Below are 24,237 nucleotides of genomic sequence, written 5' to 3' on the forward strand. Positions count from 1 at the left end.
GCCGAGTTTGACTTGATGCGCCCGCGGCGTTGATGGGATCTTTTAAACTTCATTTGATCGTTTCTCAATGCCCAGAGGTTTTATTGGCTTGCATCCGATTAGCAACATTACTTTACTAACGTATAGCCATAAAAAAACACCCCATAAAGGGGTGTTTTCAAATTTGGTCTAATCTGGGAAAGATTAGTTAAACATCGCAGAGATTGACTCTTCGTTGCTGATACGACGAATCGCTTCAGCTAGCATGCGAGATAGGCTAAGGGTAGTGACTTTACCTGTCGCTTCCATTTCTTTAGACAGAGTGATTGAGTCAGTGACGATCACTTGGTCTAGAACAGAGTTCTTGATGTTTTCAGCGGCGTTGCCAGAGAATACAGCGTGAGTTGCGTAAGCGAATACACGCTTAGCACCGCGCTCTTTCAAAGCTTCTGCTGCTTTACATAGTGTGCCACCAGTATCGATCATGTCATCTACGATCACACAGTCGCGACCTTCAACGTCACCGATAAGGTTCATTACTTCTGAAACGTTTGCACGTGGACGACGCTTATCAACGATAGCAATATCGATGTCGCCAAGCGCTTTAGCCGTTGCACGAGCACGTACAACACCGCCCAGATCAGGAGAAACCACAACAGGATTTTCTAGACCACGAGTTTGCATATCTTCAAGAAGTACTGGTGTACCGAAGATGTTGTCGACAGGTACATCGAAGAAGCCTTGAATTTGCTCTGCGTGTAGGTCGATAGTCAGAACGCGGTCAACACCAACGTTAGAAAGGAAATCCGCCACAACTTTCGCAGTGATAGGCACACGAGAAGAACGTACACGACGGTCTTGGCGTGCGTAACCAAAGTAAGGGATAACTGCTGTAATACGGCCAGCAGAAGCGCGGCGCATCGCATCAATCATAACGACAAGTTCCATTAAGTTGTCGTTGGTTGGTGCACAGGTAGATTGGATGATGAATACATCACTACCACGTACGTTTTCGTTGATTTGAACAGCGACTTCGCCATCAGAAAAACGAGAAACAGTAGCGTCACCAAGTGAGATGTAAAGACGATCAGCAATGCGTTGGGCTAGTAAAGGTGTTGCGTTACCAGCAAATAGCTTCATATCAGGCACGGTGGAAACCTCGGGGTTGCGTCCAGTGTTTAAATAAATTGATTGTGGGCTAAACGGTAGTTAGCCAGTGTCTGGTAAAGCGGCGAAACGTTACTACCTTTCGCTACAAAGGCCGACACAGTGTCAGGAAGCTGCTCGAGTACCTGTTGTGCATCGTTTTTATGAATAAATTCAGCAAAAACGCACGATCCCGTACCGGTCAATCTTGACGGCGCATATTGTAGCAGCCATGAAAGTTGCTTATCAACCTCTGGGTACAGCATTCGGACAATTTTTTCGCAATCGTTTCCGTAATTCTCATTCAATAGTACGGATAATGGCTGTTTTTTCGTGTTTCGGGTCAACTCGGGATGAGAAAAAATATCCGCAGTGGCAATACTGACGTTTGGTCGAACGACGAGGTACCATTTTTCTTCTGGCTCGACGGCAATAATCTCTTCACCCACGCCTTCGGCAAAGGCCGCATGACCGCGTACAAAGACCGGAACATCGGCGCCAAGTGCCAAGCCGATTTCAGCTAATTGGTCATCACTGCATTGGGTTTGCCACAGATAATTGAGCGCAACAAGTACAGTGGCTGCGTTAGAAGAACCGCCACCAATGCCGCCTCCCATAGGTAAGATTTTTTGTAACTGAATGTCAGCACCAAAGGTGCAGCCAGTAAATTGCTGCAATGCGTTTGCCGCACGCCAAATTAAATTGTCATGCAGTTCAACGCCCGGAATGTTCGGGGTGAGCGTAATGTCGCCACTGTCATTCGCGGTGATCGCCAGTTGGTCATTATGATCAATGAACTGAAACAATGTTTGCAGCTCATGATAGCCATTTGGACGGCGTCCCGTGATATACAGAAAAAGGTTTAGCTTAGCCGGAGAGGGCCAGTGCGTGGTGTCACTAATCATTACTTCAAGGTCCACTTGGAGATAACCAGATTAATCGAGATGTTATCTTGCTTTAGTTTAAGTTTATGAGGAACAGGTAACAAAGAACCTAAAAAAGTGACATCTTGGTAACTGAGGTATTCAAGCTGCCAGGTTTGCCCTTGAATCGTCTTGGTTAACGATGCCAGTGTTTGGTTTTCGTTTAAGGTGTAATCATCGGCATGAGTGGGTTTTCCCAATAGCCAATCATTCAGTTGTTCTACCGGGATCGTCAGCCCTGTCAGTCGGGTGATCAAACGATCGGCGCTCACATCGGTCAATACTTGGTCATCATACGTCTCAACCTTCGCGCTGCCTTGATGGCTTTGCATATTTAAAACCGTTTGGCCAAGAAAAGTGCTCAAGCGTAATTGATTGCTATCTGCGTTGTGCTGCCATTGAAAATTTAACGATTCTCTTTGCTCTGGTGAAATGTACCCCAGTTTACCTACCGCTTGATAATCGCTAACTAAAGCCAGTCTTTGTTGATGCGCTAACCATTCAACACTGGTTTCACTGTCCTGGATAGCGCTACAGCCAACGAGCGCCGTAAAAAAGGCGAGCATGGCAAATAATCGAAAAGAAAAATGGTAAGGCATTCGGCATTCATCCTAAATGAGCGATTTAAGGGGAGATACTATAGCATTGTTATTGTGATGAACGCTTACATGAAAAGGCGTTGTCGTAAAATGAAATAATACGCGTGATGGGCCAGCTTGAACACCGATGTAAACTGGGCGTAATTCGGTTTTTTCCGCACAAAACACGTGTTTTGCCTAGTGAGGAATAAAAACAAATTCGCAATCCTCTTTTATTCAAGGGGGGCATCAAGTAAAATTCCGTCCTTGTTTGATCATAACTTGATTCAGAGAACCCACAGTACATGTCCTTGCTTGCTATCGGTATAAATCATAATACGGCTTCTGTAGAACTGCGCGAAAAAGTCGCTTTCGGGCCGGAAAAACTACCGAGGGCATTACAGCAGCTGTCAGAAAATCAGTTAGTTAATGGCAGTGTTATCGTCTCAACATGTAACCGCACCGAAGTGTATTGTGATGTCAAACCCGCTGGAAAAAACAAGGTGGTTGATTGGCTTTCACAATTCCACCAAGTGAGTCCTGAAGAGCTAAAACCCAGTATTTATGTGCATGAAGAACAGGCTGCCATTCGCCATTTGATGCGAGTTGCGTGCGGTTTGGATTCGTTAGTGTTGGGCGAACCGCAGATTTTAGGCCAAGTTAAGCAGGCTTTTTCTGACTCTCGCGATCAAAAAAGTGTCAATGCACCGTTGGAAAAGTGGTTTCAAAAAACATTTTCAGTGGCGAAGCGAGTTCGTACCGAAACGGATATTGGCGGCAATGCCGTTTCAGTGGCGTATGCCGCATGTACTCTGGCGAAACATATTTTTGAATCCTTGCAAAAATCGACCGTATTGTTGGTTGGTGCAGGTGAAACGATAGAATTAGTCGCGAAGCATTTAGCTGGAAATGGGTGTACCAAGATTATCGTCGCTAACCGAACGCGCGAGCGCGCGTTGACGTTGGCGGAAGAGTTTGGTGCGGAAGTGATCAGCCTACCTGAAATTCCAGACCATCTTGCGCGTGCTGATATTGTGATCAGTTCGACCGCAAGTCCTTTACCGATTATTGGTAAGGGGATGGTAGAAAGCGCGCTGAAAGCCCGTCGTAATCAACCGATGTTGTTTGTTGATATTGCGGTTCCGCGTGATATCGAGTCCCAAGTCGGTGAACTCGATGATGCCTATTTGTATACCGTTGATGACTTACAGTCGATCGTCGACAGCAACATGGAACAACGTAAAGTTGAAGCCATTCAAGCGGAAGCGATCGTTAGTGAAGAGAGTGCCGCCTTCATGACTTGGCTACGATCTTTGCAAGGCGTTGACAGTATTAGAGATTATCGCACTAGTGCCAATGACATTCGTCAAGAATTGTTGGCGCGTAGTATTCATGCCCTGCAGGCTGGTGGCGATCCGGAAAGCGTGTTGATTGAGCTTAGCAATAAGTTGACCAACCGCTTGATTCATACCCCGACTCGCGCATTACAAAGCGCCGCAGAGCAAGGCGAGCCAGCTCGGCTTGCTATTATTAGACAAAGTTTGGGTCTTGATGACCCGCTATAACTAGAACCCTGAGTTAATAAAATATGAAAGCCTCAATTCTGACTAAGTTAGAAACGCTAGTAGAACGTTACGAAGAAGTACAACACCTATTGGGCGACCCAGGTGTGATCGGCGACCAAAATAAATTTCGCGCCTTATCAAAAGAGTACTCTCAACTTGAAGAAGTGACTCAGTGCTTCCAATCCTATCAGCAAGCTCAAGACGATCTTGAAGCGGCAGAAGAGATGGCGAAGGAAGACGACGCAGAAATGCGTGAAATGGCTCAGGAAGAAATCAAAGACGCAAAAGAAGCGATCGAGCGCTTGACCGATGAGCTGCAAATTTTGCTTCTACCAAAAGATCCAAATGATGATCGTAACTGTTTCTTGGAAATTCGTGCCGGTGCGGGTGGTGATGAAGCGGGTATCTTTGCGGGTAACTTATTCCGTATGTACTCGAAGTTTGCCGAGAAAAAAGGCTGGCGCGTTGAAGTGATGAGTTGTAATGACTCAGAGCAAGGCGGCTATAAAGAAATGATCGCGAAAGTGAGCGGCGATGGTGCATACGGCGTACTGAAGTTTGAATCAGGCGGTCACCGCGTACAACGTGTACCAGAAACAGAATCTCAAGGTCGTGTGCATACTTCTGCATGTACGATCGCAGTGATGGCTGAAATCCCAGAAGCGGATCTTCCAGAAATCAAAGCAGCGGATCTTAAAATCGATACTTTCCGTGCATCAGGCGCGGGTGGTCAGCACGTCAACACCACGGATTCTGCAATCCGTATTACCCACTTACCAACCGGTACTGTGGTTGAGTGTCAGGACGAACGTTCACAGCACAAGAACAAAGCGAAAGCAATGCAGGTGCTTGCGGCTCGTATCGTTCAAGCAGAACAAGCACGCCGTGCAGCGGAAGTGTCGGACACACGTCGTAACCTACTAGGTTCTGGTGATCGTAGTGACCGTATTCGTACATACAACTACCCACAAGGTCGTGTTTCTGATCACCGTATCAACCTAACCATCTACCGTCTAAACGAAGTGATGGAAGGAGATTTAGCGAGCTTGATTGACCCTGTTGTTCAAGAGTACCAAGCGGATCAGCTTGCCGCTCTCGCTGAGAATCACTAATTCAATGACGGCCTCAAACAGTGTTGAAAACACACTAAAGCGCGCCGTGCAGCAACTTCAAGAGAGCGGCAGTGAATCGCCCTCTCTTGATGCCGCCGTATTGCTCTGCCATGCGCTGGAAAAGCCTCGCTCATTTTTGATGACTTGGCCTGAAAAAGAGCTGACTTCACAAGAGCTCGCACCATTTGAAGCGTTATTGGCGCGCCGTTTAAACGGTGAACCGGTCGCGTATATTGTTGGCGAGCGTGAGTTTTGGTCGCTGCCTCTGCAAGTTTCTCCTACCACATTGATCCCTCGTCCTGATACCGAACGTTTAGTTGAACTGGCGTTAGATAAAGCGCTTGAAACCGACGGGGACATCTTAGATCTGGGTACTGGCACGGGTGCGATAGCATTGGCGCTGGCGTCTGAGTTGCCGCAACGCAACGTCGTAGGAATTGACTTGATGCCAGACGCTCAGCAGCTGGCGATCAATAACGGTAAACGATTGGCGATCCCTAACGCGACTTTTTTCGCGGGAAGCTGGTTTGAACCTCTGGAAGCGGGCACGCAGTTTGCGGTCATCGTCTCTAACCCGCCTTACATAGAAGAAAACGACCCGCACTTAACTCAAGGTGATGTGCGTTTTGAACCGCTTAGTGCACTCGTGGCGGCTGAAAATGGCTTGGCGGATATTCGCCATATCATTCAGGCTTCACGTGACTACTTATGTGATCAAGGATGGTTGTTGTTTGAACATGGATTTGAACAAGGTAAAGCAGTAAGAACAATCTTTGAAGAGTATGGCTATCAAGAAGTCGACACTTACCAAGATTATGGTCACAACGATAGGGTAACACTGGGTCGTTTTATTAAATAACGCTAGGAGAGCATCTCATGTACGAAGGTTTGAAGCATTTCCATCTATTAACTATTGCGCTTAGTGCCACACTATTGTCAGTGCGCTTCGCTCTGTTAATGGCCAACTCCCCACTGCGTGAGAAAAAATTTCTTAAGGTCTTTCCTCACATTGTCGATTCGGCATTGCTGATCTCTGGTGCTGCACTCATCATTGGTTTTATTCCTTGGTCGGCGGCGCCGTGGCTACCGTCAAAAATGACGTGTGTTTTAGCGTATATTGCATTGGGTTTCTTTGCACTTAAGTTGGCGAAAAACAACTGGTTACGTGTGTTTGCCTTTTTTGGCGCGCTCGGTTGGTTATTGATGGCCGGTAAAGTGGCGATAACTAAAACGCCGTTGTTGTTCTAAATGAGTACTGACATGCAACCATTGTTTGATGAAGACTTTGACGCGCTGGAACTGATCGAAGGTGCCTTGGTACTGAATCAGGCGATTAACCCAGAAACCCAAGTCGATTGGGTAAAAGTAGAACTGCAGCGTCTGGTTGAAGAGGCCGAACTCGCTTTAGTCCATGAAAGTAATGAGCAGCAACGATTTGAATCGTTCTTACGTTTATTTTATTTCGATTGGGGCTTTCAAGGCGATGTGGAGGCTTATTTTGATTCGGCCAATGCTTTTGTCGATAAGGTCTTAGAGCGACGTAAGGGCATTCCCGTCAGTTTAGGTGCGGTGATGCTCTATATCGGTAAAAAGCTCGGCTTTCCGATCAATGGGATTACGTTTCCAACTCAATTTCTATTAAGCGTCGAATGGCCAGATCAAGCACCATTGTATGTGAATCCGTTTAACGGTGAGTACGTGTCTCAACACACGCTGCGAGCATGGCTGGTAGGTCACCGTGGCCCATTTGTACAATTAGAGTCGAAACATCTTGAGACGGCCGATCACCCGACCATTATTGGTCGTTGGTTAGCGTTGATTAAAAGTGCGCTACTGCGTGAAGAGCAGTATGCCTTAGCTTTGCATTGTACCGATCTGGCATTGGGCTTTGTTCCCGATGACCCGTATGAAATTCGCGATCGCGGCTTTATCTATCAACAGCTAGACTGTCATAAAATGGCCTTGTCTGATTATCAATATTTTATTGACCAGTGCCCTGATGATCCTGCTGCTGATCTGCTGAAAAATCAGGTGCAGGCGATGAGCCAAACTCAAGTTACCTTACATTAAGTCCAGCCATTAAGGCTGGCGTCAAACGTTGAAATAGAGAGAAAAAAATGGAACAGAAAATCGTTCGCGTTGGTGATATTCCTGTTGCTAACGACAAGCCGTTTACTTTGTTTGCTGGTATGAATGTTCTAGAGTCTCGCGATCTTGCGATGCAGATTTGTGAGCACTACGTAAAAGTGACGGATAAGTTAGGCATTCCTTACGTTTTTAAAGCGTCTTTTGACAAAGCAAACCGTAGCTCTGTTCATTCATACCGTGGCCCAGGCCTAGAAGAAGGTATGAAGATCTTCCAAGAGTTAAAAGATACCTTCGGCGTAAAAATCATTACAGACGTACACACAGAAGCACAAGCACAGCCTGTTGCCGATGTGGTTGATGTTATTCAGCTACCGGCTTTCCTTGCGCGTCAAACCGATTTGGTTGAAGCAATGGCGAAAACGGGTGCGGTTATCAACGTTAAGAAACCTCAATTTATGAGCCCAAATCAAGTGGGTAACATCGTTGATAAGTTTGCTGAATGCGGTAACGACAAGATTATCCTGTGTGAACGTGGTTCATGCATGGGTTACGACAACCTAGTGGTTGATATGCTTGGCTTTGGCGTAATGAAAAAGGCGTCTAACGGCAGCCCAATCATCTTTGATGTTACGCACTCACTACAAATGCGTGACCCGTCTGGCGCAGCTTCTGGTGGTCGTCGTGAGCAAACGGTTGAACTGGCGAAAGCGGGCTTGGCGACGGGTATTGCGGGTCTATTTATCGAGGCGCATCCAAACCCTGATCAAGCGCGTTGTGATGGCCCATCAGCGTTGCCACTCGACAAACTAGAGCCGTTCCTAAAACAGATGAAAGATCTGGATGATTTGATTAAGAGTTTCGCAAACATCGACATCAAATAATCATTAATAGTGATGTAAAAAAACTGCCAAACGGCAGTTTTTTTTTGCTCAAATTAGCAAGGCGTATGTATTTTAATCGATGCGCTGGTGGAAATATCAACAGAGAAATATGTCAAAAAAGTTAGGCGGGTTATCGGTTAAACGTTTGCCTGTGATCATTTATTCAATCGGATGTAAGCAACTGTCGATATTGCACTTTTTACGTCAAATAATAGTGATCGCTCTGGCATAAATATGAAAATGGCATGTTTACTTTGAACGGTTAATTTAAACTATATCAAGTTTTGCTACCGATAATCCTAAAATATGCAGTGTTAAACACTATGCATAATCTTAATGGTAGCAAATTGGCAGTGGGTTCTAATTAGTTCAAAGGTATGACAATGAAGCAACGCCTGATTGTAAAAACAGCACTAAGTGCAGCGATTCTTGCAACGCTAGCGGGTTGTGCAACCGCTCCTCAACAAGAGTGGGAAGCGGATAAAACGTATAAATTGACCGTTCTACACACTAACGACAACCATGGTCGTTTTTGGGAGAACAAATATGGCGAGTACGGTATGGCTGCTCGCAAAACGTTGATTGACCAGCTACGTGCAGATGTTCAAGCTGACGGCGGTAGCGTATTGCTACTTTCTGGTGGCGATATCAACACAGGTGTTCCAGAGTCTGATTTGCAAGATGCAGAACCTGACTTCAAAGGCATGAACAAAATTGGTTACGATGCAATGGCATTGGGTAACCATGAGTTTGACAACCCATTAGAAGTGCTTTTCAAACAGGAAGAGTGGGCTAATTTCCCAATGCTTTCTGCCAACATCTACGATAAAAAGACTGGCGAACGTATGTTCCAGGCTTACGAGATGTTTAACAAGCAAGGTATCAAAATTGCGGTAATCGGTTTAACAACGGAAGACACGCAAAAAATTGGTAACCCAGAATACATCGGTGGTCTTGAGTTCCGTGACCCTAAAGCAGAAGCGAAAGCGCTGATCGCTGAACTTGAGCAAACCGAAAAACCGGATCTAATCTTCGCTGTGACACACATGGGTCACTACGAAGATGGTAACCGTGGTATTAATGCTCCGGGTGACGTGGCACTGGCTCGCTACCTTGATGAAGGTTCGCTAGACATGATTGTGGGTGGTCACTCACAAGAACCAGTGTGTATGGAAGCACCAAATGTCATGAAGAAAAACTTCCAACCGTCTGACGAATGTAAGCCTGACGTACAAAATGGCACTTACATTGTTCAAGCACACGAATGGGGCAAATACGTTGGCCGTGCTGACTATGAGTTCCGTAACGGTGAATTGAACATGGTGAGCTACGATTTGATCCCAGTTAACCTGAAGAAGAAAATCAAGGTTGATGGTGAGAGCAAGCGTGTGTTCATTGAAGATGAAATCACGAAAGATGCTGCGCTGCTTGAATTCCTACGTCCTTACCAAGAGCAAGGTCAAGACAAGCTAAACGTTAAGATTGCAGAAACAAACGGTAAGCTTGAAGGCGACCGTAACGTTGTGCGTTTTGAGCAAACTAACCTAGGCCGTTTAATTGCCGCTTCTCACATGGAACGCGCACAAGCAGACTTCGCAGTAATGAACTCTGGTGGTGTACGTGATTCTATTGCTGCGGGCAACGTGACTTACAAAGACGTACTAACGGTTCAGCCATTTGGCAACATCGTGACTTACATCGATATGTCAGGCAAAGAAGTACTGGATTACCTAAGCGTAGTAGGTACTAAGCCAGTGGATTCAGGTGCATACGTACAGTTCTACGGCGTATCAATGACAGTCGCTGACGGCAAAATTTCTGACGTGAAATTGGGCGGTAAAGCGGTTGACCTAGAAGAAACATACCGTTTCACCGTACCAAGCTACAACGCAGCAGGCGGTGATGGTTACCCGAAAGTGTCTGATCACCCAGGTTACGTAAACACAGGTTTTGTTGATGCAGAAGTTCTAAAAGAATTCCTAGAAGCAAACAGCCCTGTAGACGTTAACAAGTTCGCGCCTAAAGGCGAGATTGTTTACAAATAATGCGTTTCTGCGAAACGGTTATTGACTGTTTATAGCCGATCGATTTAACTAAAACGGCGCTCATAGAGCGCCGTTTTTTATCGTGGCGATCGTTGCTATTTATGCTTGTGCTTACGGCTTTCATTAATCGTCAGCGCGATAAAATCCCCTTTAACTATTAATGCCACTTATCACTATAAGTTATTGCCAATCGTGCCTTGGCGCGATAAGCAGTGGTTTATCCTGATCAGTGTTAGGAACGACCATGACACCTGCAATTAATATGGCGAAAAAGAAAAAAATTCCGCATACCATTCATCAGTATGAACATGATCCGCGAGCGGAGAGCTTTGGTTTGGAAGCGGTAGAAGCGCTCGGTAACGATCCGAAAGAAGTGTTTAAAACCTTGCTGTTTTGTCTTAACGGCGAAGCAAAGAATTTAGCGGTGGCAGTGATACCGGTAGAACAAAAGCTGAATTTGAAGTTAGCGGCGAAAGCGGCAAAGGCGAAGAAAGCTGACATGGCCAACCCTGAGATAGCGCAAAAGACGACGGGCTATGTGCTTGGTGGTATTAGCCCTCTAGGGCAAAAAAAAGCATTACCGACCTTCATTCATCACAGTGCTCTGGAACTCGAGACCATGTTTGTCAGTGCGGGCCGCCGAGGATTGGAAATTGAATTAGCACCGAAGGATTTAGCCCTGCTGACTCGCGGTGAGTTTGTTGAGTTGTGTTTATAAAAACACAATGAAGATAGAGGGTTAAGCACGGAAGAACGCGACTCCTCATCATTCAAAATGCGAAATAAAAAGGCTGACGCAGAATAACGTCAGCCTTTTTTAATGGAAATTCGTTGAGATGCTATGGTTTAAATCAACTCTCAACGACAGTGTTACTTTGAGTTGTTTTCCATCTGAGCATTATCCACAACGTGGTTTTCACCGAGATCTTTTGGCAGAACAAGGTTTAGTAAGATTGCGACGATACCACACAGGCTGATGCCTTGTAGGCTGAAGTCACCAATACCAAATGCCATGCCGCCGATACCAAATACCAACGTGATAGCAACGATCACTAGGTTGCGAGACTTGTGTAGATCAACGTTATTCTTGATTAGTGTATTCAAGCCCACTGTTGCGATTGAGCCGAACAGTAGAATCATGATACCGCCCATCACGGGCATTGGAATCGTTTGTAGTACCGCACCAAGTTTGCCCACAAGTGATAATGTGATCGCCGTGATCGCCGTCCAAGTCATGATCACTGGGTTGAATGACTTCGTCAGCATAACTGCGCCAGTCACTTCTGAGTAGGTCGTGTTTGGCGGCGCGCCAACCATTGATGCTGCGATGGTCGCAAGGCCGTCACCCGCGATAGTGCGGTGTAGACCTGGTTTTTTCAGGTAATCTTTACCCGTTACGTTTGAAATTGCCAGCATGTCGCCAACGTGCTCAACCGCAGGTGCGATCGCCACTGGGATCATAAAGAGAATCGCGTTGATGTTGAACTCCGGCATTACAAATGCAGGCAATGCGAACCACGCCGCTTGATGAACGGGCGTGAAATCAACGATACCGTAAAACAAGCTCAAAGCGTAACCGACAATAATACCACCAAGAATCGGCATGAGTTTTAGGAATCCGCGGCTGAATACGCTGATGGCGATGGTTGTGATCAGTGACGCGGCTGAAATGATCAGTGCGACATCCGCATCGATGATTTGCGCGCCATCACCACCACGACCCAGTGCCATGTTGACAGCATTAGGCGCGAGGCCAAGACCAATCACCATGATAACGGGGCCAACCACGACTGGTGGAAGGAGTTTGTGAACAATGCCAACGCCACGAACTTTAATCAGCGCACCTAATGCCACATACACGAGACCAGCGACCATTAAACCGCCCATGGTGGCAGGAATACCCCAAGATTGAACACCGTATAAAATAGGAGCGATAAAAGCGAAAGAAGAAGCAAGGAAGATAGGAACAGAACGACGGGTAACAACTTGGAAAATCAAGGTACCGATACCAGCACCGAAGAGAGCAACACTAGGATCTAATCCCGTCAGCAACGGAACCAGAACTAGGGCACCAAATGCAACAAATAGCATCTGTGCGCCTTGAATGGCATTTTTCATTTTTTATTCCTTTAGGTGCAATGTATCCCAATTTTGCGTTATTTCGGTAGAACGATCAGCGAAGTAAGGATGCAAAATAAAATTCGCAGGATTCTATCACCCTTGTAAACGATTGCAATTTGAATTGGATCAAATGTGGGGCGACTTAGTAAATAAATACCAAACTATCAATAGCCTGCACATCTTGCCAGCCAGACCTCATGTCGCGGTTGAATTCACCCCATAGAAGTCGCGTACAGCGCTGGACATAAATAGACCGCAAATTGACAGTATGTTAGTTGCTCCTATTTAGGAAGTTGCTTATCATCGACGTTTGAGCTGCTGTAACTGATTCTAGGAAAATTATGCGTGGTTTAGTTGTGTTCGCATTGGGATTGATTGCCTTTCCCGCAATGGCATTAACGAATGTCGATTTATATCATACTGAAATTGTGTTGGATCAGAGTGCTGAAAAACCTGATGCGCAAGCACGTATTGAGGGCATGACAGAGGTCATCGTTCGAACTTCAGGTGATCAAAGTGCGGCGGAGAATCCAGTCGTACAAAAAGCGTTATCACAAAACTCTCAATATCTGGCTCAAATTAGCCATGGTCAGATTGCTGAGCAGCCTACCGTGAAAATGCTGTTCAGTGCGCCTCAAATCAAAACGTTGCTTAGCCAAGCTCAGCTTCCAATTTGGCCAGCACAGCGTGCCAATATCCTAGTATGGTTAGTTGAAGAGGATCAATCAGAGCGCAACATCATTTGGGAGCATTCTGATTCAGCGGTTTTGGACCAGATGAAGCAAGAAGCGCAAAGTCGTGGCTTACCTCTTACCGTTCCCGTGGGCGATTTTGATGATGTCACTGGATTAACGGTGTCTGATCTTTGGGGTGGTTTTGCCCAACCTGTGGGTCAAGCTAGCCAGCGATATCCTGCCGATGCTGTACTGGTGGTTCGCGCTCAAGGTGATAACTTACGTTGGACATTGTATGACCAAACGCCAGAAACCATTGGCGTGACGCGTCAAGCGCCGATGAATGGTAGCAATGAGGGTGTGGATGCCGCTGATAGCATGATCAACCAAATCAGTGATTATTACGCACAGCAAAGCGCGGTTATTGTGGCCAGTGAGTCATCTGAATCGGTGAAAGTACGTTTTACATCGTTGGATAATGCGACTGATTTCTTTGTACTTGAACGCAAACTGCAGCAACTAAGTTCGGTCGCCTCTTTGGATATATTGAAAATCCAAGGTAAAGAAGTGACGTTCCTAGTCCATTTACTGACGTCTCCTCAAGCGTTTGAGCAGGAAGTATCACGCATGCGTGAAGTGTTGCCGTTACCGGCGGTGGTTGAATTAACGGACAGCGTGGCTACCGCCGAAGCGACTGAGTTACAACCTCAACCAAGCACAGACGTGACACAAGAGTCGTTGGTGAGTGCAGAGCCAGTATTAACCCAAGAGCAGCAGACCGTGATAGAGCCTGTTGTGGCAACGGCCGAACAAACACTGCCGGCCATTATAGAATCCACTCAGGTGACCCCGCCGTCAGAATCTATTTTGATGTTTGAGTGGCAGGGAGGGCATTACGCAGTCCCAGTTCCTGAAGAAGAAGAGACTCAATTAGAGGCTCCACTCGAAGGCATCGATGTCGATAATGTATAAATAAAAAAAGCTTCGCATTGCGAAGCTTTTTTATTGGTTGCGTGAAAGCGGTCAATTAAGCGCTATTCGTATGTCGATTTTTCTTGTTTTTCTACTTCGGACAAGCGCTTTAATTTTAAACCTAACTCTTTTCCTCGAGCTCGAGCATAGAGAATATTCCCGACAAATGCCCCGCTGGCGAGCAGCAATTCTACGAGTGCAAGCCATCGTTCGCCACCATCAAGGTAGAGGATGGTCAATGCATGTAAGAAATAGAACATCAAAATAAAGTTTGCCCACGCATGCGTGTACGGTTTACCGGCTAAAATTCCGGGTAATGGCAGCAGCAGCGGTATGCACCAAGCGATGGCAAGCGTTGTGCTATTGATGTGCGGGTGGGGTGATAGGAATATCTGCCAAATCGCGACCCAAGCCAATAAGCCAAGATTGGCGGACAATGCCAAAAAGCGGTAGGTTTTGGTGGTTGGCTGCAATTCTTTTAGCAAATGATCGGTTCGATCTTCCGTTTGCATTTCAGACATCATCACTCCTTGAGCAGTTTAACGGCCGTCTTGGCCAGTCGTTTTCCTAAGTTTTGTGCTAATTCGATTTCTTCGTGGCTGAGTCCTTTATCGTGGCCGACGTGTGTTGCCCCGTAAGGGGTACCACCACTTGTGGTGGTGTGCAGTGTTGGCTCAGAGTAAGGAATGCCCATCACCAACATACCATGGTGAAATAACGGCAGTTTCATACTTTGTAGCGTGGTTTCTTGCCCGCCATGGAGACTGGAAGAAGAGGTAAAAACACAGGCGGGTTTATCAATCAATGCGCCACTCATCCAGAGCGCAGAGGTTTGATCCCAGAAATGTTTTAGCGGCGCGGCCATATTACCAAACCAAACGGGGCTGCCCATCGCAAGGCCATCACAACGCTTAAGCTCTTCAAGTGTGATGATCGGATCATGGCCTTGGTGCTCGTGTGAGGTAATCTCTTCAACCGTACGCAGCAGCGCCTCGCAATGAGGAACCGATTCGATTCCTCTTGCGATCTGACGTGCCAATGCTTTTGTTGCACCATGGCGACTATAGTAAAGGACGATCAGTTGGCAACTCATAGAATGGTGAGTACTTGCTCTGGTGGGCGACCATGTCTGGCTTTGCCGTTCGCAACCACGATTGGACGTTCGATGAGCTTTGGATTCTCTGCCATGGCGATAAACAGTTGTTCATCGTTAGCGTCAGCAAGAGCAAGTTCTTTATAGACATCTTCTTTTGTACGCATCATGTCACGGACATGGGTGACTTCAAGCTGAGCGTAAAGGGTTTTTAGCGCTTCTACACTGAGTGGCGTATCTAAGTATTTAATCACTTCAGGCTGAACATTATTTTGTTCTAACAGCTCTAATGTTTGGCGGCTTTTTGAGCAGCGAGGGTTGTGATAAATCACGACTGACATACATTTCTCCGATTTATTGTAATGCCATGAAACGGTCACGCTGAACCATGAGTTGATCAATGCGTGCGTCGTATCGGGCTTGTTTTAAACTACCTAACTCTGCCAGTTGGCTGGCTTGTGTGTAGTATTGAATCGCTTTGTTCCAGTTGGCTCTGAGCGCTAAAATTTCGGCACGAGCGGCTAATTCTTCATCGCTCTGGCCTAGCTTTGTGTAGGCCTCAGACAGTAAGTGCCAGCCATTAACGTCGTTAGGAAAATCATGGCTATAGCGTTGTAATACGCGGGTGGCTTGCTCGTATTTCTCTTGAGCTAACAATGTGTTGCCATAGTTGATCATCAACACTGGGTTTTTGGGTGTCGATTTCAACGCTTTTTCCAGCATTTCAGAGGCTTTTTCAGGCATCTTTAAACCGATGTAAAGATCCGAGAGCGCATCGAGGTAAAAGAGGTTGTTTTTATCTTGTTGGTATAGGTCGAGCAAGATCGTTTTGGCTTGGTCGAACTCTCGATTATCCAAGTGCACTAACGCTCGACCATACTGGAAGGTCGGTTTTAACGCCGGTGATGATTTTTTCTCTGTGCGGTTAAACCAATCAAGCGCAGAAGCGGCTTTAATATTGGCATAACGGGCGACAATTCGAGCTTTTGCAAGGTGGTAATCAACAGATTCCGGCACTCGTGTTTGCGGATAATTTTGCGCTCTGACACGGGTGTCTGTAATACGGTCGGCTGGCAATGGGTGCGTTAATAGCATCGGTGGCGGTGTGCTGGCATAGCGATATTCATCGGCTAAGCGAGTAAAAAACTTCGGCATCGCATTCACATCAAACCCCGCTTTAGAAAGGGTTGCGATACCAAAGCGGTCCGCTTCTTTCTCATTGCTTCGCGTGTAGTTTATTTGCCCCTGCATATTGCCAGCGGTGGCGGCGGTGATGGCTGCCATCCCGGCTTCTGGCGATGCAATCGCTAATAGCAATGAGCCCGCGAGTGCGGCAATCGTGGCCGGAGAGCGACGAGCTTGCTCCTCCATACTGCGAGCGAGATGTCGTTGCGTGACGTGCGCAATTTCGTGCGCCACAACGGAAGCCAGTTCACTTTCACTCTGTGCGTGTAAAAATAAGCCAGAATGCAACGCCACATAGCCACCAAAAAACGCAAAGGCGTTGATGTTGCGGTCACGAATCATAAAGAAAGTGAAGGGCGTTTTTACATCATCAGCGTTCGCGACTAAGCGATGACCGAGCGAATCAATATACTCGTTCAAAACGGGGTCATTGACGATCGGCGCTTGATTGCGCAGCATGCGCATATAAGCATCGCCGTACACTAATTCTTGGTCGATAGTCAGCGTACCGCTGGCTGCGGTGCCGATATCCGGTAAGTTAAGACTGTTCGCCATGGCTGGTAGTGACGATGTGGTGAGGGCTACCGCCAAACTCAAAGCGAGTAAAGATCGAGTACGTTTTAACATATTAGACAGGTCATATTCCCTTTTGATAATCGGCTGTTCAATGAAATAAACGACAGCCAAAGAGTCACTTCTATAACGCTATAGACACTTTATTGTTGTGAGGGTTTCAAAGCAAATAAAGTTATCTGATATTTCTGCCTTCCCTCGCGATGTATGACGATTTTAAGCTCATTCCGTGTCTTGGCGAGCAATTTCATGGTGTTGAGTATACAATAACCCACCGATAACGGATTGTTTGCTGAGCTGATGCCATTAGTCGATTTAGATTTGCGTGATCAACGTTGCCCTTTAGCGCTGTTACTTGCCAAGCGACACGTTGCGGACATGGTGGAGGGTGAACTCTGTACTATCTTGGTAAAAGATCACAGTTCCAAATCAGACATTGTCCGCTTTCTTAACCAGTATGATTTTCAGGTCGACTGTGTTGAGCTTTGTCATTCTTATTTATTGAACGTGAAGAAAGGAACCGAATGAGATGTTAGAAATGGTGAGTCGTTGGTATAAGCGACGTTTTTCTGATCCGCATGCCGTTAGCTTAGTGGCGATTTTATTTTTCGGTTTTATTATCATTTACTTCTTTGGTAATTTAATCGCGCCTCTACTCGTGGCGATCGTGCTTGCTTACTTACTTGAGTGGCCAGTCACACACCTTTCTCGACTCGGGATCCCAAGAACCCTTGCGGTTATCCTCGTGATCGTCTCTTTTTTCGCGTTAGCTATTGTGGCCATTTTCGGTCTCGTCCCAACCATCTGGCAGCAAGTCGGCAATTTGATCAACGATATCCCGAACATGTATGCGGGCTTACAGAGTTTTATCGCGGAGTTACCGGTCAAATACCCAGAGTTAGCGAATTTCCAAATTGTTGAATCGTTAGCAAGCAATGCCAAAAACCAAGTGATTAGTGTCGGTGAGAGTGTTGTTAAAGGCTCACTTGCTTCTCTGATTAGCATTGCAACATTGGCTGTTTACTTAATTTTAGTGCCGCTATTAGTGTTCTTCTTGCTTAAAGATAAACAAGAAATGATTGCGATGGCGAGTGGTATGTTGCCGCGTAATCGCAAATTAGCGACCAAGGTGTGGGATGAGATGAACGAGCAAATCTCAAACTATATCCGCGGTAAAGTGATGGAAATTTTGATTGTGGGGAGTGTCAGCTACGTCACTTTTGCCATTCTCGATCTCCGTTATTCCGTATTATTGGCGGTGGCGGTGGGCTTTTCTGTGCTCATCCCTTATATCGGCGCGGCGGCTGTGACGGTGCCAGTTGCGATTGTGGGTTTGTTCCAGTGGGGGCTATCTCCAGAGTTTTACTACTTGCTGGTGGCTTATGGCATCATTCAAGCACTTGATGGCAACGTATTGGTTCCGGTGCTTTTTTCTGAAGCGGTGAATCTTCATCCTGTGGCGATCATTGTGGCGGTTTTAGTCTTTGGTGGCTTATGGGGTTTTTGGGGGGTCTTCTTTGCCATCCCGCTCGGCACGTTAGTTAAGGCGGTGTGGAACGCATTACCCGGACCAGAAGAGCAAGAGGCAAGCTAGCCAGCCAGTCGTCAGATAATTCTGACAAGATTGCGAATGAATCAGAAAAGCCAAGCACAGCGGTGTTTGGCTTTTTTTATTATTAATCAACCTCTTATATTCATGCTCTTGCGAATGTAAGAAAATGTAAGAATTAAATTAAACTTTTTGGCTATTTTGTCGATATAGCTAACAGTAATAAAGTTGATTAAATAAGAGGAAGTATGCGATTTAGCCAGAAAATAGTAGCAGCATCATCGGCATTGCTCCTAGTTACGCTAGTGTTGCTATCATTTCAACAATCTATATTGGTAAAGCAGGAAGTTGAAACGTTAATTGATACCAGCCTAACAGAGCTAGAGCAAGGTGTGAGCACTGCCGTGAGTGCAGAGATGGATGCGAAACGCACATTAGCCAAGTCTATCTCACAAGTAGTGCAGCTGAATCCGAACGATCGTCTTTATGTGGCTGATATTTTAGAAACACCGGTAATTAAAAACACCTTTATCACCGTTGGATTTGGCTACGAAGCGGATGGTTTCGTGGTTGAAAATGACGATGCTTGGGACGTGGAGTCGAGCTATGAGCCCCGCACTCGTCCTTGGTACATCCAAGCTAAAAACCGTGGCGACATCGTGGTGACAGAGCCTTACGTTGATCCTACCACCAAAAAAGTCATCATTTCTATCGGTGCACCTGTTCGTTCTGCGGGTCAATTTGTCGGCAGCTTGTTTTACGATGTGGAGCTCGATGCCCTTGCCGATCTTGTGAATCAAACCGATTTGTTTGATGCGGGTTACTTATTTATTGTGACTCAAGACGGCACCACGATTGCGCACCCAGACACCAATCGCAATGGCGATCCGCTTGCGAATTACTTACCACAGGTTCGAATTCAAGAGGGAACCCAACAATTTGAGCGTGATGGTAAATCTTACCTTGTTCGATTTACTAAAGTGGGCTCAGAAGGTTGGTATGTTGGTGCATTGCTGGATGAATCAGTCGCGTTTTCGACGATTGATGATATGCGTACCGGTTCAATGATTTATACCATCATCGCGCTGCTATTGAGCGTGTTGGTTCTATCCGTGCTGATCAAAGTGCTTATGCGTCCTCTTGCTGCATTGAATGCCGCGATTCAAGACGCGGCGAGCGGTCAAGGTGATCTCACGCGACGACTTGATACCAATACCGATACCGAGTTCGCCGAATTAGCGCTAGGCTTCAATACCTTTACCGAGAATTTGCAGCAGCAAATGATTCAGTCGAAAGCGATCAGTGCCGAAATCTTATCGGGCTCCGAGCAATCGGTGGTTGGTGCGCAGCAAGCATCATTCGCGGTCGCAAGCCAACTTGAAGAGCTGGAACAACTTGCCACGGCGATGCATGAGATGTCTGTGACGGCAATGGAAGTTGCCAGCAACGCTCAAAGCGCATCAGAAGCCGTAAAACAAGCCGAACATGCGAGTACAATGGGTTCTCAAGTGGTCAGCGATACGACAAATGCCATTAGTCAGCTTTCACTGCGTGTCGATCAAGCGGTAGAAGAGGTCGCTGGACTTGAGTCCGCGACGTCGAATATTGAGACCATCCTGAAGGTCATCAACGATATTGCCGATCAAACCAACTTGTTGGCGTTGAATGCGGCGATTGAAGCGGCACGTGCGGGTGAGTCAGGTCGTGGTTTTGCGGTTGTTGCTGATGAAGTGCGCACACTTGCGCAGCGTACACAGCAATCGACGACAGAAATTCGCAGTATGATTGAGCAGCTTCAAGCGGGCGCAAGCTCTGTGTCGAGTGCGATGAACGAGAGCAAAGCAACGGCTGATATCGCGGTTGCCCATGCTCTGCAAGCGGATCACTCACTGCAAGATATTCGCAATATCATTCAAAGTATCACGGATATGAATATCCAGATTGCTTCTGCGGCAGAAGAGCAGAGCTTAGTCGCCGAAGAGATCAACAGTAATACCGTGCGTATTAAAGATTTCTCGACACAAGTTTCTGATGCGGCGATTCAATCAACGCAAGCGATGAATGAGCAGATTAGTCATGTTCGTCAGCAAGATGAATTGCTGAATAAGTTTGTGGTTTAACGATCGCTGCGATTGCAACTTAGATAACCGGTTTTATGAATGAAAAACGCCAGCATGCAAGCTGGCGTTTTTGTTTTTCTTTGACGGTATTTTACCGAAGTCTTACTGAGCTTGATTTAAGTAGTCCAGCACCACTTCATGGTGATCTTTGGTCTTAAACTTATTAAACACATGCTCAATCATGCCTTGTTCGTCAATCAAGAAACTGATGCGATGCAGGCCATCGTACGTTTTGCCCATATGGTCACACCCTTGGAAATAATCTAAGACGACAACTTTGACAAATTTATGAAAAATCTTTTTTTAATAGTGGTTTAGATTAATATTTTCTCTTGTTCAACTACAAATATAGCAGTTGTCATAATTTTTTGTAAATTTGGCTCTATTTACCGATTTTCCAAGTGAAGCCTGTCATAAAAATCTTAGGTAAGCTATGACGTGGAGCTACTAGTATATATGACAGAATCGCTTGGTGATCACACGCTTGATGATCACACCTATAACTCACTTTTGGACAAAAGCAAGTTAGAGTTTGCACGCTAAACTATGCGGTTCGGATTAGTTGAGTTTGGTAAGATTTAGCTTGTTACAGTTTATAAAATCGGGGGGCTATACAGCAAGCATCATTGTGTCGTGTCAATATCCAATAGCAACATTGTTGAGTAATTGCATTTTATTTCTCCATATGAAACTAGATTTCACTAAATTAATCGATATCAAATGATACTCAGCTATGTGCATGATATGATTGAAAACGTAATAACCAGTCATATTGTTTAAGGGAATTTATGCCAACATCTTACGAGCATCAAATCAACAAGTTGCTAGACCGTTTTAACTTTCACTTTACTAAAAGTCAGGTTAAGCAGGTGATCGATACAGTTGCTAGGTCAAAAGATGATTTCAAAAGGGATGTTCTAAATGCTGTTGGTACAAGTACGGATCTGCAGAATAAGCTCAATGAGCTTGGCTTATTGGCGCTTCAACTTGATACGAGACAGGTTGAGCTCTTTAATGTGACTGAGCAAGCTGACAAGATCGCTCTTAACTCACTGTTCGCAACATTGCCGCTCACTACAGAGCAGTCAATTATTGATGCGTTTCCATTCCCAGTTGAAAATGTTTCACTATTAAATAGCTTGCAAACTAGCAGAGTTTATCCAGTATTGAGGGATAGTGTTTCTTTTGGCGGTGAAACATATAAGCGAATTGTTGCATCTGTAATCACAGACCGAGAGATTGAAGAACCTGTACCAGCATCACACTTATCTGCAAGTGGTATTCAACTCCAGAATGCTGATACAACATTTATGATGAAACGCAGAGTGAGAACTCAACTCTTTCATGTGATTTACTGGAGTGAGAATCAATCGAGACTAATCTTATCTGTAGATAGAGCTTCGATGTCAAGAACCGCCTGTCAAACGCAACTGTTTATCATGCGTCAGTTTTTGATGGCGAATAACGTTGACCATGGTGACCCAATCAACGTGTTCCACGCTATCGGTCCTATGTATGATGCTGCTGATGGTTACATAACGAAAGTTGGACATGTTACAACGGACTCTAACCCAGTTCGAATTCCATTAAAGGGTAGCCAAAAGTGCTTGAAGCAAGATAGCTACCACAATACAGGTGAAACAGCTGGTTATGTGCATGCTAAATTTGCTGTAACCAAAAAATGGGAATTCCCAGTAGCAAATACAACACGTAAGATTGACATTGAAGTTGGGTTGATGGGGCATCCAAAGATGCTTGATACATCGCAACCACTAACTGATTTCTCAGTTAATAAATCGTCAAGATTAGATGATTTCAATTTCGCTATCGAGAAAGTGCTGTTGCACCTTCCATAGATATTTTAAGGTTTGTCATGAGCAACGTAACTCAGATCAGAGCACTGTTAGCCGAGTTGGTGTCGACAACGCAGTCACCAATCTATGCTGTTTGTGACGCCATCGCTTCTTATTTGGAGCAAAATCCTCGACAAAACAATCTGACTATTGGAGGGTTACGAGCAGCATTAAATCGTGCTCCCTCTGGTGATGGTGAGTTGATTCAGGCTGCATATGCCCTGACGGCCAATCCTTTTGATGCTCTAGAAGTCAGATATAAATTGTACGATGACAGTATCACGAATGTGATTGAAGAGTTAGATCAGCATACGTATATGATGGCGTTGAACGAGCAACGGTATATTGACGATGATGGGAATACACTCAAATTGGAGGAGCTAAACTCCAGAGTGTTTCCATACTTCGTGAACAGACTTCAAGTACCAACTAATTCGTTGTCCCAAGAAGTAGTGGGGCATCAATAATGACAGTTTCTCCAATTGACAGCATGGCACAAGCTGCAGGCTATAGTATGCAGGATATTTTTTCTGCATGTCCTGATATCATGGAACAGTTAGCACGTCAGAGACCATTATCATATGATGCGTTTGTCAGCCAAATTGACAAAGATTTGAACAAAATAATCAGTATCACCGAGTCAGGTAGACAACACCATTATGAGAAAGGTGAAGATGCTATAACCGAACATCTTATCGTCCAACTCAAACAAAAATATCCATCGGTGCATCATGATGCTCAAAATGGTGGTCATTGTGATATTTATATCGAAGTAACAGGTTCCAGCGGTGATTTGTACAAATGGGTGATGGAAGCAAAGCTTTGGAATGGTTTTGATTATGTTTATGGTGGGTTAGAGGATCAATTGCTTGGTAGCTACGCAATGGGTGGAGCTAATAATTGCAAGGGTGGTATGATTTTCTACTCGAAGCTTCAGAATGGCGCATCGTATGCGATGAGTGAATGGGAAACAGGATTAGTAGCTAAGAGCATTGCTGTTAATAATAAAACTTCAGATGGCTTAAGATTTGCGACCGAACACAAGCTTAACGGTGGCATGGGTGCTGATTTTTCTGTAAACCATTACTGTGTCGACTTATACCACGGACCCACGAAAGCTAAACTTGCTAAAGCGGCAGAAGACAAAAGAAAGAGGCTTGAAACAAAAATTAGAGCTGAATTAGCCACTAAGTCTAAATCTCAACGTAAATAGAGTTGTACTTACGAAATCCCATGTGATACTCCTTAAATAAAGGTGATCACATGGGATACTCCGACTTTAAACGTAACAAAACCAACTCACCAAAAGACATCAATTCGCATCTCGATACGGTGATGTAGTCTCAGGTCTGAATCAGTACATCTCGAGCTCCAGAGCTATTAGAATACCTCACAAATCCTCGAACTCAGAAATTAGATTGCTCTGCGAGAGGGCGTTTCTGGATGTGCTGCATTCGGATAACTTTTGATAGGTCAAACGCACGCCAATAAAATATGATTGAGTGTATACTCTGACTGATTTTGGGGCAAAAGTGCTTCAGACTGATTTTACCAAAGGCTGTTGCCCTATTGGATCAGACTAAGAAAACAAGAGGTAAATGACTGCAATCGCAGTGACAGGCACGAACAAAAAAAGAGTCAATAGTCTAAGCTGCTTGCTCGACTGACTCAACTCAGAAGCTTCCTGTTTAAGCTCTTTTTCGGTCAACTTTTTCTTGCTCATCACATACAACCTGTCAGGAGATTAGATTAGTTTCAGTATAGCAAAATCAGCCAAGCT

23 protein-coding genes and 1 pseudogene are annotated in these 24,237 nt (G+C 45.5%); 15 read left to right on the forward strand and 9 right to left on the reverse strand.

Annotation, left to right across the window (positions count from 1 at the left end):
* Window positions 1-183 precede the first annotated feature (183 nt).
* The 3 genes from OJ16_RS04125 to lolB are packed head-to-tail and all read right to left on the reverse strand — an operon-like array spanning window position 184 to window position 2,647.
* The gene (locus OJ16_RS04125; RefSeq protein ID WP_040987719.1) at window positions 184-1,128 is read right to left on the reverse strand and encodes a ribose-phosphate pyrophosphokinase; all 945 of its coding nucleotides are present in this window, start codon (window positions 1,126-1,128) and stop codon (window positions 184-186) included.
* A gap of 29 nt (window positions 1,129-1,157) precedes the next feature.
* On the reverse strand, window positions 1,158-2,030 hold the full coding sequence (gene ispE, locus OJ16_RS04130; protein ID WP_040987721.1) for a 4-(cytidine 5'-diphospho)-2-C-methyl-D-erythritol kinase: 873 nt from the start codon (window positions 2,028-2,030) through the stop codon (window positions 1,158-1,160).
* Window positions 2,030-2,647, reverse strand: a complete 618-nt coding sequence (gene lolB, locus OJ16_RS04135) for a lipoprotein insertase outer membrane protein LolB (RefSeq protein WP_040987723.1) — start codon at window positions 2,645-2,647, stop codon at window positions 2,030-2,032. Before lolB ends, ispE begins: the two co-directional genes overlap by 1 nt.
* A gap of 284 nt (window positions 2,648-2,931) precedes the next feature.
* Between lolB and hemA the strand changes: the two genes are divergently transcribed.
* The 8 genes from hemA (at window position 2,932) to ybaK (ending at window position 11,035) form a co-directional block, all read left to right on the forward strand.
* A complete protein-coding gene (gene hemA, locus OJ16_RS04140) occupies window positions 2,932-4,191 on the forward strand; it encodes a glutamyl-tRNA reductase (RefSeq protein ID WP_040987725.1) in 1,260 nt (419 codons plus the stop codon).
* Between the two features lie 23 nt (window positions 4,192-4,214).
* Window positions 4,215-5,303 carry a peptide chain release factor 1 gene (prfA, locus tag OJ16_RS04145; RefSeq protein WP_040987727.1) on the forward strand — a complete coding sequence of 363 codons (1,089 nt, stop codon included), beginning with the start codon at window positions 4,215-4,217 and terminating at the stop codon, window positions 5,301-5,303.
* 4 nt (window positions 5,304-5,307) lie between these two features.
* Window positions 5,308-6,162 (forward strand): peptide chain release factor N(5)-glutamine methyltransferase, encoded by an 855-nt coding sequence (prmC, locus tag OJ16_RS04150; protein ID WP_040987729.1) that lies wholly within the window; start codon window positions 5,308-5,310, stop codon window positions 6,160-6,162.
* 17 nt (window positions 6,163-6,179) lie between these two features.
* The gene (locus OJ16_RS04155; protein ID WP_040987731.1) at window positions 6,180-6,551 is read left to right on the forward strand and encodes a SirB2 family protein; all 372 of its coding nucleotides are present in this window, start codon (window positions 6,180-6,182) and stop codon (window positions 6,549-6,551) included.
* 12 nt (window positions 6,552-6,563) lie between these two features.
* Window positions 6,564-7,373 carry a SirB1 family protein gene (locus OJ16_RS04160; RefSeq protein ID WP_040987733.1) on the forward strand — a complete coding sequence of 270 codons (810 nt, stop codon included), beginning with the start codon at window positions 6,564-6,566 and terminating at the stop codon, window positions 7,371-7,373.
* A 47-nt stretch (window positions 7,374-7,420) separates the two neighbouring features.
* Window positions 7,421-8,272, forward strand: a complete 852-nt coding sequence (gene kdsA, locus OJ16_RS04165) for a 3-deoxy-8-phosphooctulonate synthase (RefSeq protein ID WP_040987735.1) — start codon at window positions 7,421-7,423, stop codon at window positions 8,270-8,272.
* 383 nt (window positions 8,273-8,655) lie between these two features.
* The gene (ushA, locus tag OJ16_RS04170) at window positions 8,656-10,317 is read left to right on the forward strand and encodes a bifunctional UDP-sugar hydrolase/5'-nucleotidase UshA (protein WP_040987737.1); all 1,662 of its coding nucleotides are present in this window, start codon (window positions 8,656-8,658) and stop codon (window positions 10,315-10,317) included.
* 244 nt (window positions 10,318-10,561) lie between these two features.
* On the forward strand, window positions 10,562-11,035 hold the full coding sequence (gene ybaK, locus OJ16_RS04175) for a Cys-tRNA(Pro) deacylase (RefSeq protein ID WP_040987739.1): 474 nt from the start codon (window positions 10,562-10,564) through the stop codon (window positions 11,033-11,035).
* Window positions 11,036-11,187: 152 nt separating this feature from the next.
* Here ybaK and OJ16_RS04180 read toward each other — a convergent pair whose 3' ends face one another.
* Entirely contained in the window at window positions 11,188-12,435 is a 1,248-nt protein-coding gene (locus OJ16_RS04180; RefSeq protein ID WP_040987740.1) for a uracil-xanthine permease family protein, read from the reverse strand.
* 344 nt (window positions 12,436-12,779) lie between these two features.
* Here OJ16_RS04180 and OJ16_RS04185 point away from each other — a divergent pair, with 344 nt between their 5' ends.
* Window positions 12,780-14,084, forward strand: a complete 1,305-nt coding sequence (locus tag OJ16_RS04185; protein WP_040987742.1) for a DUF2066 domain-containing protein — start codon at window positions 12,780-12,782, stop codon at window positions 14,082-14,084.
* A gap of 62 nt (window positions 14,085-14,146) precedes the next feature.
* Here the strand turns inward: OJ16_RS04185 and OJ16_RS04190 are convergent, their stop codons facing one another.
* The 4 genes from OJ16_RS04190 to bepA are packed head-to-tail and all read right to left on the reverse strand — an operon-like array spanning window position 14,147 to window position 16,989.
* Entirely contained in the window at window positions 14,147-14,596 is a 450-nt protein-coding gene (locus tag OJ16_RS04190; RefSeq protein ID WP_372153967.1) for a DUF2069 domain-containing protein, read from the reverse strand.
* Between the two features lie 11 nt (window positions 14,597-14,607).
* Window positions 14,608-15,177 carry an NAD(P)H:quinone oxidoreductase gene (gene wrbA, locus OJ16_RS04195; RefSeq protein WP_040987746.1) on the reverse strand — a complete coding sequence of 190 codons (570 nt, stop codon included), beginning with the start codon at window positions 15,175-15,177 and terminating at the stop codon, window positions 14,608-14,610.
* Entirely contained in the window at window positions 15,174-15,518 is a 345-nt protein-coding gene (gene arsC / locus OJ16_RS04200) for an arsenate reductase (glutaredoxin) (protein ID WP_040987748.1), read from the reverse strand. The genes wrbA and arsC overlap by 4 nt, the downstream gene beginning before the upstream one ends.
* Window positions 15,519-15,531: 13 nt before the next feature.
* Window positions 15,532-16,989, reverse strand: a complete 1,458-nt coding sequence (gene bepA, locus OJ16_RS04205) for a beta-barrel assembly-enhancing protease (RefSeq protein ID WP_040987750.1) — start codon at window positions 16,987-16,989, stop codon at window positions 15,532-15,534.
* Window positions 16,990-17,220: 231 nt separating this feature from the next.
* Here bepA and OJ16_RS04210 point away from each other — a divergent pair, with 231 nt between their 5' ends.
* The 3 genes from OJ16_RS04210 to OJ16_RS04220 all read left to right on the forward strand — a co-directional run bounded on the left by OJ16_RS04210 (window position 17,221) and on the right by OJ16_RS04220 (window position 20,604).
* Window positions 17,221-17,463, forward strand: a complete 243-nt coding sequence (locus OJ16_RS04210; RefSeq protein WP_408063498.1) for a sulfurtransferase TusA family protein — start codon at window positions 17,221-17,223, stop codon at window positions 17,461-17,463.
* Between the two features lies 1 nt (window position 17,464).
* Entirely contained in the window at window positions 17,465-18,529 is a 1,065-nt protein-coding gene (locus OJ16_RS04215) for an AI-2E family transporter (protein WP_040987752.1), read from the forward strand.
* Window positions 18,530-18,732: 203 nt separating this feature from the next.
* The gene (locus OJ16_RS04220) at window positions 18,733-20,604 is read left to right on the forward strand and encodes a methyl-accepting chemotaxis protein (RefSeq protein ID WP_040987754.1); all 1,872 of its coding nucleotides are present in this window, start codon (window positions 18,733-18,735) and stop codon (window positions 20,602-20,604) included.
* 102 nt (window positions 20,605-20,706) lie between these two features.
* Here the strand turns inward: OJ16_RS04220 and OJ16_RS19715 are convergent.
* Window positions 20,707-20,844, reverse strand: a pseudogene (locus OJ16_RS19715) (thioredoxin-dependent thiol peroxidase); the annotation flags it as partial.
* Window positions 20,845-21,392: 548 nt separating this feature from the next.
* Between OJ16_RS19715 and OJ16_RS04225 the strand changes: the two are divergent.
* Genes OJ16_RS04225 through OJ16_RS04235 form a run of 3 tightly spaced genes read left to right on the forward strand, consistent with a single transcriptional unit; the run spans window position 21,393 to window position 23,670 of the window.
* Window positions 21,393-22,460 carry a hypothetical protein gene (locus tag OJ16_RS04225; RefSeq protein WP_040987757.1) on the forward strand — a complete coding sequence of 356 codons (1,068 nt, stop codon included), beginning with the start codon at window positions 21,393-21,395 and terminating at the stop codon, window positions 22,458-22,460.
* 17 nt (window positions 22,461-22,477) lie between these two features.
* Window positions 22,478-22,924, forward strand: coding sequence for a hypothetical protein (locus OJ16_RS04230; RefSeq protein WP_040987759.1), 447 nt, complete (start codon window positions 22,478-22,480; stop codon window positions 22,922-22,924).
* Window positions 22,924-23,670 carry a hypothetical protein gene (locus OJ16_RS04235; RefSeq protein ID WP_040987761.1) on the forward strand — a complete coding sequence of 249 codons (747 nt, stop codon included), beginning with the start codon at window positions 22,924-22,926 and terminating at the stop codon, window positions 23,668-23,670. Before OJ16_RS04230 ends, OJ16_RS04235 begins: the two co-directional genes overlap by 1 nt.
* Window positions 23,671-24,237: the final 567 nt, after the last annotated feature.

Origin of the sequence: Vibrio renipiscarius (assembly GCF_000827885.1) — a bacterium.
In the GTDB taxonomy this organism is placed as follows: Bacteria; Pseudomonadota; Gammaproteobacteria; order Enterobacterales; family Vibrionaceae; genus Vibrio; species Vibrio renipiscarius.